Annotated in this window: 12 protein-coding genes; 6 read left to right on the top strand and 6 right to left on the bottom strand. The window is 73.6% G+C overall.

Features of this window, described 5'->3' with window-relative positions:
* The 3 genes from VK611_25420 to VK611_25410 form a co-directional block, all read right to left on the bottom strand.
* A partial coding sequence (locus tag VK611_25420) for a helix-turn-helix domain-containing protein (protein HMG44699.1) occupies positions 1 to 200 on the bottom strand: 200 nt, incomplete at its 3' end.
* A gap of 41 nt (positions 201 to 241) precedes the next feature.
* Entirely contained in the window at positions 242 to 844 is a 603-nt protein-coding gene (locus tag VK611_25415; GenBank protein HMG44698.1) for a TetR/AcrR family transcriptional regulator, read from the bottom strand.
* A gap of 19 nt (positions 845 to 863) precedes the next feature.
* Positions 864 to 2,822 (bottom strand): nitrate- and nitrite sensing domain-containing protein, encoded by a 1,959-nt coding sequence (locus VK611_25410; GenBank protein HMG44697.1) that lies wholly within the window; start codon positions 2,820 to 2,822, stop codon positions 864 to 866.
* Between the two features lie 124 nt (positions 2,823 to 2,946).
* Here VK611_25410 and VK611_25405 point away from each other — a divergent pair, with 124 nt between their 5' ends.
* The 4 genes from VK611_25405 (at position 2,947) to VK611_25390 (ending at position 6,708) form a co-directional block, all read left to right on the top strand.
* Positions 2,947 to 3,609, top strand: a complete 663-nt coding sequence (locus VK611_25405; protein HMG44696.1) for a TetR/AcrR family transcriptional regulator — start codon at positions 2,947 to 2,949, stop codon at positions 3,607 to 3,609.
* A 91-nt stretch (positions 3,610 to 3,700) separates the two neighbouring features.
* Positions 3,701 to 4,684, top strand: coding sequence for a hypothetical protein (locus VK611_25400; GenBank protein ID HMG44695.1), 984 nt, complete (start codon positions 3,701 to 3,703; stop codon positions 4,682 to 4,684).
* Positions 4,685 to 4,717: 33 nt separating this feature from the next.
* Complete coding sequence (locus VK611_25395) at positions 4,718 to 5,887, top strand: nucleotide disphospho-sugar-binding domain-containing protein (GenBank protein HMG44694.1); 1,170 nt, start codon at positions 4,718 to 4,720, stop codon at positions 5,885 to 5,887.
* Positions 5,888 to 5,943: 56 nt separating this feature from the next.
* On the top strand, positions 5,944 to 6,708 hold the full coding sequence (locus VK611_25390) for a helix-turn-helix domain-containing protein (protein ID HMG44693.1): 765 nt from the start codon (positions 5,944 to 5,946) through the stop codon (positions 6,706 to 6,708).
* A 12-nt stretch (positions 6,709 to 6,720) separates the two neighbouring features.
* Here the strand turns inward: VK611_25390 and VK611_25385 are convergent, their stop codons facing one another.
* Positions 6,721 to 7,107, bottom strand: a complete 387-nt coding sequence (locus VK611_25385; protein HMG44692.1) for an NYN domain-containing protein — start codon at positions 7,105 to 7,107, stop codon at positions 6,721 to 6,723.
* A 42-nt stretch (positions 7,108 to 7,149) separates the two neighbouring features.
* On the opposite strand from VK611_25385, the gene VK611_25380 reads away from it, so the two are divergent.
* Together VK611_25380 and VK611_25375 are read left to right on the top strand one after the other, a co-directional pair.
* Positions 7,150 to 9,423, top strand: coding sequence for a LuxR C-terminal-related transcriptional regulator (locus VK611_25380; GenBank protein ID HMG44691.1), 2,274 nt, complete (start codon positions 7,150 to 7,152; stop codon positions 9,421 to 9,423).
* Positions 9,420 to 9,869 (top strand): nuclear transport factor 2 family protein, encoded by a 450-nt coding sequence (locus VK611_25375; protein ID HMG44690.1) that lies wholly within the window; start codon positions 9,420 to 9,422, stop codon positions 9,867 to 9,869. Before VK611_25380 ends, VK611_25375 begins: the two co-directional genes overlap by 4 nt.
* Positions 9,870 to 9,957: 88 nt before the next feature.
* On the opposite strand, the gene VK611_25370 is transcribed toward VK611_25375, so the two are convergent.
* Together VK611_25370 and VK611_25365 are read right to left on the bottom strand one after the other, a co-directional pair.
* Entirely contained in the window at positions 9,958 to 10,755 is a 798-nt protein-coding gene (locus tag VK611_25370; protein ID HMG44689.1) for an SDR family oxidoreductase, read from the bottom strand.
* Positions 10,756 to 11,562 (bottom strand): thiamine pyrophosphate-dependent enzyme, encoded by an 807-nt coding sequence (locus tag VK611_25365; GenBank protein ID HMG44688.1) that lies wholly within the window; start codon positions 11,560 to 11,562, stop codon positions 10,756 to 10,758.
* Between the last annotated feature and the right edge of the window lie 5 nt (positions 11,563 to 11,567).

Raw genomic sequence — 11,567 nt, 5'->3', positions numbered from 1 at the left:
CTGTCGAAGAACGAGTACACCGAGCCCACCGAGAACTCGGCCAGCTCGGCGACCTCCTTCAGGGTCGCCTCGTGGAAGCCCTTGCGCCCGAAGACCTCCTCGGCGGCGTCGAGCAGCTGGGAGCGGCTGACGTCCTGCTGGAGCAGGCGACGGGCTTCGCGCCGGCTCGTCGTCGTGCTCGCGCTGGTGGCCTTGGGCATGCCGGGCAGGCTATCGCCTTCGCGCCGTTGTGAACGAGCATTCAATCGACTGATACTGTCGCTCGAATCAGGTCGACGGCCAGGTCGGCGGAGGTGCGGAGGCGGTCGGCCACGGGGTAGTCGGCGTCGGTGCTCCAGAAGAGGATCACCGAGACGTAGAGGCCGAGGACGGCGTCGGAGAGCGCCTCGGCGCTGCGGTCGCGGCGCGCCTCGCCCCGCTCCTGGGCGGCGGCGATGTCGCCGGCGAACAGGCCGCGCATGCGGGCGAGGCTCCGCTCGGGGCGCTGCGACGTCGACCGGACGGTCTCGGCGATGACGTCGCGCAGGACGCGGTGTTGGCCCTCGGTCAGCTCCGCGGTCAGGAGGAACAGCGCCTCGATCTTCTGGAACACGGAGCTGGCCGCGCCGTGGGCCTGGTCGATCACCTCGTGGAACTGGTCGACCAGGCGATCGACCAGCGCGTCGACCACGTCGGCCTTGGTCGGGAAGTAGTTGAAGAACGTGGCCTGGGCGATGTCGGTGAGCTCGGCGATCTGGTCGACGGTCGTCTGCGCCAGGCCGTGCTCGGCGATCAGGGTGTCGGCGGCGTCGACGATGCGCGCACGGAGCTCCCGCTTCTTCCGCTCCCGCCGGCCGGTCGACATGGCGGGAGGTTATACCTGGTCAGCCGGCTTCCCGATGGCCCGCGGTGGGTGGTGCGTCCGGGGCCAGAACGGCCTCGGGGAGGTCGACGGTGGCGGTCACGCCGTGGAACGGCGAGTCGTCGAGACGCACCGCGATGCCGTGACGGCGGGCCAGGTTGCCGCTGACGTAGTGCCCGAGGTACTTCGACGGGGCGACCGTGAAGCTCTCCGTCCCCGCCAGCCGCCGGTTCGCCGCCGCCAGATCCTCGGCGGACATCCCCAGCCCGGCGTCGACGATCGTCAACCGGTATCCGGTCGGGCCCCGGAGGCCCCGCACGTGGACCGCCTGCTGCGGCGGCGAGAAGACCAGCGCGTTCTCGACCAGCTCGGCCAGCAGGTGCGCCAGATCACCGGAGATCCCCCCTTGGACCGCGCCGGGCTCCAGGTCCATCTGCACCCGCGGGAAGTCCTCGACCTCGCCCAGCGCGGCCTGGACGATGTGGGCGATCGCGGCCGGCTGCGTGCGGGCCTGCGGCGCCGGCAGCTCCCCCAGCACCAGCAGCGACTCGGCGTTGCGGCGCATGCGGGTGGCGAGGTGGTCGAGCTGGAACAGGTTGGTGAGCGCCCCGGGGTCGGCTTCGTCGCGCTCGAGGTCGGTGATGAGGGCGAGCTGGCGCAGGAGCAGGTTCTGGTTCCGGCGTCCGAGGTTCACGAGCGCGTCGGCGAGGTTGCGACGCAGCACGGCCTGCCCGACGGCGAGGTCGATCGCCGAGTCCTGCACCCGGTTGAGCGCCGTGGCGAGCCGGCCGATCTCGCCGTGCGACGCGGCCTGGATCGGTTCCTTGGGCGGCACGCTGAGGTCGTCGCCGACCGGCGTCCGGAGCACCTCCGAGAGCGCTGCGGGCAGGCGGTGGTGGGCCATGTCGGCCGTCTGGCGGGCGAGGGAGGTCAGCGGCCGGACGATGGACCGGGTCGTCACCCACACGATCCCCGCGGTCAGGGCCACGATCACGCCCAGCAGCGCCAGCCAGAGCCGCTGCCGCGTCGCCGCGTCGGCCTCGAGCTCGTCGGCCTGGGCCTGGACGATGCCGCCGACCCGCTGGCGGTACCCGAAGTACGACCGCTCGGTCGGGACGGTGACGATGTCGAGGAACGCTTCGAGGTCGACGGTGCCGGTGTCGATGGCCCCGTTGACGTAGACGACGAGCTTCCAGGTGAACACCCGGAACAGCTCCTTGTCCCACTCCCCCCGGTAGACGCCGGTCGTGTGCACCTCGAGCAGCGCCTCGTTGCGCTTGAGCCGCTCCGCGAGGTCGCTCAGCTCGTAGATCTCCTGGGGCGTGTCCACCCCGCCGTCGGTGAGCAGCGAGTAGACCAGCGTGCGCCGGACGAGGTTGCCGACCACCTCGACCTGTTCGGACGACGTGGCGATCAGGCCCGCGCCGCGGCGCAGGTCGGGGTCGTCGACGGAGGCGGCGATCGTGTCGACCGCGTCGAAGAAGGGCGTGATCATGGCGGTGTAGCCCTCGAACATCTCGTTGCCGAACTCGGCGTTGTCGATGGTCCGGGGCGCGTCGAACGCGTCGATCTCCGCCCGCAGCGCGGCCAGCCCGTCGAGGCCCGCCAACGCCGGCCGGTAGGCCTCCTTCGTCTCGTCGCTGCCGCCGGCGACGAGCGCCGCGAACCCTTCCATCGCCTCGTCCGTCTTCTGCCGGGTCTCGTCGTAGCCCTCGACGTCCACCAGCACCAGGCCGCCCTGCCCGATGAGCTCGACGGCGACCCAGTTGCGCTCGTCCTGGAGGCTCCGCAGCAGGCCGCCGGGACCGTCGGTCGCGGCCGCCAGCTCCGACTGGCGCCGCGCCCGCGCCGCGTCGCCGGTGACCTGCGCGCTCTCCACCACGACGACCAGCGTCAGGATCGCCACCGGGACGAGCATCGCCGCGCCCAGCTTGTGCCGGATCGCGATCCGCGGCTTCTGCCTCCCCTCAGGCGAGACCACCACCTCCCCCTCCAACTGGTGGCTCCGACCCCCCAACCCGGGGTCGACTTCAAACATAGAGATGGGACAAGCGACACGCAAGAGGCTCCGTCAGTGCCGGACGTACCCCGCTACCTTGTACAACGTGGTTACCGGCCGTAGCAGCGTCGACCCCGTGCGACGGGTGGAGCTGTGGCCGGCGGCGGTCGAGGCGGAGCCCGTTCCCCTGGGCCGGCGGGAGCGGAAGAAGCTGGAGGTCCGCCAACGGATCCTCGATGCCGCCGCGACCCTGTTCGCCGCCCAGGGGCTGGTCCCGACGACGGTCGACCAGATCGCCGAGCTCGCCGACGTGTCGCAGACGACGTTCTTCAACTACTTCGCCACGAAGACCGGGCTCGTCGACGCGTTCATCGGCGACCTCGTGGTGCTGTTCGACGGGATCCTCGATCGGGCGCAGGAGGCCGACGAGCCGGTGGCGCAGACGGTCCACGTCCTGTTCCACGTCAGCGCCGACCTCACCGAGGTCCAGCACCGGATGCTGCGGGACCTCATCGCGGAGACGGCACGCACGTCGACCCCCTCGGCCCGGGCGAGCCTCGAGCACATGCGGCGCCGGTTCGGCGACTGCCTGGCGGCGGGCCAGCGCTCCGGCGAGGTCCGGACCGATCGCGACGCGGCCATCCTGGCCGACGCCGTGCTCGGCCTGTACATCGCGGTCTTCCTGTTCTGGACCACCGACGCCGACTACCCGGTGGCCCAGCGGCTGCGCGACTCGACCGAACTGGCAAAGGGTCTGCTCGCATCGTAGGATCTTGGTGTAGACCCCAACAACGGGGTTGACACCACCGTGTGTCGCTGGGGGAAGTGACGCACGGTGGTTGCCTGAGGGGAGGCAACCCATGACCGATTCCTTGCGTGCGTGCCCGCGCAGTGATGGTCCCGGAGGAGCGCGCCGACGTCGGCGCCGCGTCCTCACCGGGGTGCTGGCGGTCGGCCTGACCGTCGCCGCGGCCTGCGGACAGGGACCACCACGGCCGACACCGCCGGCGTTGGGCTCGCTGGGCCCGTGCGGGCGCACCAACGCCCAACTCACGTCGAACACCGCCAACGCGATCTACGTCGCCTACCCGACCGGAGCGGCGGCGACGCCGAACCTCGGCGGGACGTGCGGCGATTCGGCGCGGCCGGTGGTGTTCGTCGTCCACGGCTACCTGGCCAACTCGAACATCCTCTACGAGGGGATCATCGACCACTTCACCCGGGCCGGGAACATCGTGGTGATGGCCACCTACGGGAGCGGCAACCTGGCCGACGTCCCGGGCTCGGCCAACATCGAGGTGGCCGCCATCGACGCCGCCGTGCCGCAGCTCGACCGGGAGGACATGTCGAAGGTCGGCCTGATCGGCCACTCCCTCGGCGGCGGCATGCTGCCGTTCGTCACCCAGCAGGTGGCCTCACGCGGTTGGGGCGGCAGCGCGCTGTGGCTGTTCTCGCTGGCGCCCTACCAGGGCATCGGGACCGGCACCATCGCCCTCCCGGCCCACACCCGGGCGGTCGTCGAGGCCTACTCGGACGACGGGCTGGTCAACCGCAGTGTGGGCGTCGACCTGTTCCACCGGATGTCGATGCCGAACAGCCAGAAGGACCACGTCACGGTCCGCACGTCGAGCCTCGGCGGCGTCACCCTGTCCGCCGCGCACACGTCGCCCAACTCGATCATCGCCCCCGACGACGCCATCAAGTTCTTCGGCATCTACCGGGTCGGCGACATCGTCGAGAGCTGCGCCGTGACCGGCCAGCACTGCAGCGACGACATGGGCTTCATGGGCACCTGGAGCGACGGCACGGCGGTGCTGCCCTCCGTCGTGTCCGACAACCCGTAGGTCCGTCCGGGACTGTCGGAGCAAGCGGTCGCTGTGAGCCGGTTCCTGTTCGTGGTCCCGTCGCTCGCCGAGCGAGCCCGGCCCACCGCTTCGGTGGGCCGGGAGCTCGCGCGCCGTGGCCACGAGGTGGCCTGGACGGGTGCGACCGTGGCGGCGCCGCCGCTCGGTGGCCTGCGCAGCCCGGCCGGGTTGCTCATGCTGTGGGACGACTTCCTGCTGCCGCTCGCCCGGGACATGCTGCCCACCGTCCGCGCCGTGGCCGACGGGTTCCGGCCCGACGCCCTGGTGGTGGACCACCAGGCGCTCGCCGGTGCCGCCGTCGGGCACCTGTCCGGCCGGCCCTGGGCGACCGTCGTGCCCACCTCGGCGGGGTTGGCCGACCCGCTGTGGGACCTCCCGGAGATCGCCCGGGGCATCCGTCGGCGGACGCGGCGCTTCCTGGGCGATGCCGGCCTGGACGACATCGCGGCGGCGAGGCTCGACCCGCAGCGCTCGCCCCACCTGGTCGTCGCGTTCTCGACCGAGGAGCTCGCCGGCCCCGTGGACGATCCGTCGGGGCGCCACGCCTTCGTCGGGCCCAGCCTCGACGCCCGGGTGGACGACGTGCCGTTCAACTGGGCCCGGCTCGACGGCGACCGACCGCTGGTGGTCGTGGCGATCGAGACGCCCCCGTGGCGCCGCGGCGCCCGGATCTACCCGGTGGCCGCGGAGGCGCTCGGGTCGCTCGACGTGCAGGGCGTGATCGTGGGGCCGCCCGACCTCGTCGCCGACCCGCCGCCCAACGTCGCAGTGGTGCCGCGGGCACCACTGCGGGCCCTCGTCCGCCGCGCCGCCGCCGTGGTGTGCGACGGCGGGCACGCCACCGTGTGCGAGGCGCTGGCCCACGGGGTGCCGCTCGTGGTGGCGCCGCTGCTGGCCGACCAGCCGCTGGTGGCCGACCAGGTCGTCCGGGCGGGCGCCGCCGTGCCGGTCACGGCCGACCGGGTGAGCGCGAGCGACCTCCGCTGGGCCGTCCGGACCGCCCTCACCGACGCCCGGCTCCGTCGCCACGCCCAGCGGCTGGGCGACTCGTTCACGCACGCCGGCGGGTCGTCCGCCGCGGCCGACCGCCTCGAGGCGCTCCTGCTCACGGGCCGGCCGGTCCGGGCGGTGCGGGAGGCCGGTCACGGCGGCGGCGCCGGTGGGCCAGCACCGCAGAGGTGACGATCACAGTGTGAATCTCATTCACACTTTTGTCGGGCGCGCTAGCGTCAGGCGCCATGCGCGGCTCTGACGACGTGGCGGAGGACCTGGGTGACGGCGGTCGGGTCGCCCGGAACCGCCGGCGCCGATCGGAGGCATTCCTGACGGCGGGCCTGCGCATCGTCACCGAGGAGGGCATCGACGCGCTGACGATGGCCCGCCTCGCCGACGAGCTCGACACCGCCGTCGGGTCCGTCTACCGGTACTACTCGTCGAAGGACGAGCTGGTCGCGGCCATCCAGGCCCACGCCATCGGCCGGCTGCACCGCAGCCACGACCTCAGCGTCGAGCAGGTCGCAGCCGCCGTGTCGGCCCGGCTGGCGGGCGCCGAGGGGACGGACTCCCCCGCCCTCGTGCGGCTCGTCGTGCTCGGCCGGTGGTTCTGCGGCGCCGCCGAGCGCTATCCCGAGGAGGTGCGGCTGCTGCAGATGGTGTCGGCGCGGCGAACGTCCACGCTCACGCCCGCGGCGGCCGCGGGGCTGGTCCCGTCGACGATGTCGCTGGTGGCGGCGGTCGGCAGCACCATCGACGCCGCGGCGGATGCCGGCGACCTCCGCCCCGGCGACGGCATCGGCCGGGCCATCGTGTGGCTGATGGCGTTCGGTGGCGTGTTCGCCGCCGACGACCTGGAGCGCTACGTGCCCGGGGTGCTGGGCGGGGGCCGCCTCGTCCGGCAGCTCAACGTCGACCTGATCGTCGGCTGGGGGGCGCCGCCCGACGCCGTCGAGCGCATCGAGCAGGCCGTCGACGCCCTGGCCGGCACCCCGCCGCTGGTGCACTGACCCCGGGGCGCGTCAGCAGCCGGCCGCGTCGAGGCGGGCGAGGAACGCACCCGCGCCGACGACCGGGGCACCGCGCTCGGCGGCACCGGCACCGAGCGCCCGATCGGAGCTGACGACCTCGACGTCGTCCAGGTCACGCTCGTCGAGCAGCTCCAGGATCCGCTCGTCGGCGGCGTCACGCCCACGCCGCCGCGGGTAGCAGACCTCGACGCCGTCGTGGACGCCGGCCGGCAGGTCGCGCTGGGGCACGTCGAGGACCAGGACCAGCGCCGCATCCGCGCCGCGCCGGTAGCACTGCAGCCGCCCCAGCAGCCGTCGCACCGCCGCCGGCCGGTCCCGCCACCACCCGTCGGCCACCGATCCCACCACGTTGTTCCCGTCGACCACGATCGTCCTCACCCCTGCAGCCTGCCTCCGATCGGCGTCTCCTAGGGTGGAGCGGTGGGCGATTGGGGGCCGACGACCGCGGTCTGGGGAGCTCTGCCGGTGCAGCTGACACGGCTGTTCGGGCGGGAGTCGGAGCTGGCCGAGCTGGCGGACGTGGTCGACCGGGAGCGGCTCGTCTCGCTGGTGGGTGCGCCCGGCTGCGGCAAGACCCGGCTGGCGATCGAGCTCGGCGCCCGGCTGACCGAGCGCTTCCCGGGTGGCGTCTGGTTCGTCGACCTGGCCCCGGTCGCCGACGGGGCGTCGGTGGCCCGGACGGTCAGCACGGTGCTGGGCGTGCGCGAGCAGGCCGGGCGGGCCGTGGTCGAGACGCTGGTCGACGTCCTCGGCGACTCGGCCGAACCGTTCCTGCTCCTGGTGGACAACTGCGAGCACGTGGTCGACGCGGTGGCGGGATTGTGCGAGCGGCTGGTGACGGCCTGCCGGTCCGCCCGGGTGCTGGCGACGAGCCGGGTGGCCTTGGGCCTGGCCGGGGAGCAGGTGTGGGAGGTGCCGCCGCTGCCGGTGGAGCCCGGCGTACAGCTCTTCCTGGACCGGGCGACCCTGACGTCGAGCCGCTTCCGGCTGCCGCGCGGCGACGAGACGACCGTCGAGGACATCTGTGCCCGCCTGGACGGGCTGCCGCTGGCGATCGAGCTGGCCGCCGCGTCGACGCGGCTGCTGTCGGTCGGCCAGATCGTCGACCGCCTCGGGCAGGCGCTGCCCCTCCACCCCCGGGCGCGCCGGGACGCGAGCCCCCGGCACGAGACGATGGCGGCCACGGTCGAGTGGAGCCTGCGGCTGCTGGGCCCGGCCGAGCAGCAGCTGTTCCGCCGGCTCTCGGTCTTCGCCGGCGGCTTCGACCTCGACGCCGCCGAGGCGGTCGCCGGGATGAGTGGCGACGACGCCCTCGACGGGTTGTCCACCCTGGTGGAGCACTCTCTGGTCGTGGCCGAGGACACCGGCAGCGAGACCATGCGCTACCGGCTCCTCGAGCCCGTGCGCCAGAGCGTGGCCGGGGAACTGGCGGCCGGCGGCGAAGCGGAGGCGATCCGGCGACGGCACGCCGAGCACTACCTGGCGCTGGCACAGCGCTTCGATCCACTGGGGGTCCGCCGCGTGTCGCAGCCGCTCCCCCTCGCCTCCCTCGAACGGGAGGAGGCCAACCTGCTGGCGGCGCTGGGCTGGGCGCGCACCCAGCCGTCCGACCTGGCCCTGCGCCTGTGCGGCGCGCTGGCGCCGTTCTGGGAGTTCGGCGGGCGGGTGAACGACGGCCGGACGTGGCTCGCCGAGGCCCTGGCCGACCCCGCCGGCCACACCTCCGACCCCCGGCTCCGGGCCACCGCGCTCGGTGGTGCGGGCCTGCTGGCGTGGCGGCACGGCGACTACCCGGGTGCCCGAGCCCTGCTGGAGGAGCGCCTGGCCCTCGCCATCGAGGTCGACGACGTGTCGGCACAGGCGGCTTCGCACTGCACCCTCGGGAGGGTCGCCTTCGCGGAGGGTCGGGGCGACGACGCCGTGGACCACTGCGAGCGCGGCATCGCCCTGGCCCGGAGCGCGGGCGACCAGGTGGTCGAGCTGTGGGGGCTGGTCACGTTCGGCTGGGCCCGGCTGGTGCAGGGCGACCTGGCGACGGGCGAGGCGCGGTTCCAGGAGGCGCTGGCGACCAACGAGGCCGTGGGCAACGCCTCGGTCAGGGCCCACGCCCACAACGGCCTGCAGTACGCGGCGATGCTCGCCGGCGACGCCGCCGCCATGCGGGTCCACGTCGCCGGCGCCCTTGCCGCCATGCGGGCCGGCGGCACGCTCGACGAGACGGACTGGCTGGGCGCCGCGATCCCGCTGGCCCGCGCCGAGGGCCGGGTCCGCTCGGTGCATCGCCTCGTCGGAGCCATCGGGGCGATGGGCCGGCGCCGGGGCAGCGAGCACCCCGAGGCCGTGATCGCGCCGATGGTGCAGGACGCGCGCAGCTCCCGCCGGGACGTCGGCAAGTCGCGGGCCGACCGGCTCGAGGCCGAGGGTGCCCGGATGAGCTGGCCGGAGCTGGTCGCCGAGGCCCTGGCCGAGCCCCGCGACGACACCGACACCGGCACCGACCACCCGCTGACGAGCCGCGAGCTCGAGGTCGCCCGCCTGGTCGGCGACGGCCTCACCAACGTCGAGATCGCCAAGCAGCTCTCGATCTCCCGCCGCACGGTCGAAACCCACGTCGACCACATCCGCCAGAAGCTCCACGTCCCCACCCGCCAGCAGATCGTCGTCTGGTCCCTCCGCCGCACCCAGTCCCCATGACGACACCGCCGCACGAGGACATCCGCAACCTGCTCGGCCGCTACTGCGAGCTGATCGACTCGGGCGACTTCGACGGCATCGGCGAGCTCCTGGCCGGAGCGGTGCTGCGCGACGAGACCGGCACGGAGGTCGCCCGTGGACGCGACGCCGTCACCGCGCTGTACGCCGCCACCACCCGCCGCCACGCCGACGGCACGCCCCGCACCCGGCACGTGACCGCCAACTCGATCATCGAGGTCGACGAGGCCGGCGGCACGGCCACGGCCCGCTCGGCCTACGTCGTGCTGCAGGCCACCGGGTCGGTGCCGCTGCAGCCCATCGTGAGCGGCCGCTACCGCGACCGCTTCGCCCGCACGACGGACGGCTGGGCCTTCACCGAGCGCACCATCACGGTCGACCTGGTGGGCGAGCTCGGCGACCACCTCACCTTCCCCCTCCCCTCCTGAGCAGGATCGTGAGGCGGGCGGTGGGGATCAGGTCCGACAGGCGGGTGGCGGTGGTGCGGAAGAGCTCGGGGCCAGCGCCGCCGGCGACTCACCGGTCGAGGTGGCGGTGCCAACCTCCGGCCGCGTGGGTGCCGCCGTCGACGTGCAGCGTGGTGCCGGTGACGAAGCGGGACAGGTCGCCGGCCAGGAACAGCACCGCCGCGGCGCCGTCGTCCGGCGAGCCGAACCGGCCCAGCGGCGGCAGGTGGGCGGGCTCGTAGGGGATGCCCGAGCCCAGGTAGGAGCCGCGGGCGGCATCCTCGCCGACGCCGCCGAGCCCGTCCGGGGCGATGGCGTTCACCCGGATCCCCCGGGGCGCCAGCTCCAGGGCCAGCGTGGCGGTGAGGCTGGCGACCGCCGCCTTCATGGCGCTGTAGACGGCGAAGCCAGGGGCGGCCTGGTGGGCCTCGACCGAGGTGAGGTTGACGATCGCCGACCCGGCGGGCATCACCGGCACCACCGCCCGGACGAACGCCGTGACCTGCGTGAAGTTCTCCGCGATCAGCGCCGCCTCGGCCCGGGTCGACACGTCGAGGAACGGGGCGGCGAAGGTGCCGCCGACGTTGTTCACCAGCACGTCGACCCGCGCATGCCGGTCGACGACGGCCGCCACGAACGCCTCCACCGCGGCCCCGTCGCGCACGTCGAACGCCTGCCACAGCGGCGACGAGCCACCCGCCCGCTCGCCCACCTCCCGTGCGACCGCCGCCAGCGCCGCCTCGTCGCGGTCGCACAGCGCCACCCGCGCCCCGGCGTCGGTCAGCAGCAGCGCGGTCGCCCGCCCGATGCCCGCCGCCGCCCCGGTGACGATCGCGACCCGCCCGTCGAGCGCGACCTCCACGCCCACTCAGGCCTCTTTCAGGATCCCGAGAGGGTGGACGGGGCTGAGCTGGTCGTCGATGTAGTCGGGCGCCTCCTCGGTCTCCACGAACCACCCGGTGGGGCACATCGTGAGGATCTCCACGAACGAGAAGCCCGCCCCCGACAGCTGGGTCTCGAACGCCCGGAGCACCATCCGCTTGGTCCGGGCGACGTTGCCGGCGTTGTTCACCGCCCCCCGGGCGACGAAAGCCGACCCGTCGATCCCCGCCAGCAGCTCCGCCACCTGCAGCGGCCGCCCGTGCAGCTCGGCGTCACGCCCGCCCACCGACGTCTTGGTCCGCTGACCCAGCACGGTCGTGGTGGTCATGTGCCCGCCGGTCTCGCCGAACACCCCGTTGTTGAGCATGAACAGGGTGATGCGCTCGCCCCGGGCGGCGGCGTGGATCGCCTCCTGGAGGCCCTCGTTGGCCAGGTCGCCGTCGCCCTGGATGGTGAAGATCAGTACCTCGGGCCGCACCCGGTTGAGCCCGGTCGCCACCGACGGCGCCCGCCCATGGAGCGCCTGCAGCACCTCGACGTCGAGGTTGTTCGAGAACGCCGTGTAGCACCCCACCCCGAACACGGCGACGGCCCGTTGGACGGCGTCGACCTCCTCGACCGCCTCCAGGATCGTGCGCATGGCCACCGGCTCGCCGCAGCCGGGGCACAGGTGGTGCTCGCCGACGTCGATGAGCCGGGGCGTGAAGTCGTCGACCAGGCGGGCCGGGATGTCGGGCGGGGCGTCGGTGGGGACGATCCGCAGCTCGGGATGGGACGGGGGCGACGTTGACACGGCAG

It is taken from the genome of Acidimicrobiales bacterium (genome assembly GCA_035316325.1).
Lineage (GTDB): Bacteria > Actinomycetota > Acidimicrobiia > Acidimicrobiales > VFJN01 > DASXTK01.
Note: the sequence above shows the minus strand (reverse complement) of the source record. Positions and strands in the feature narration are given on the sequence as shown.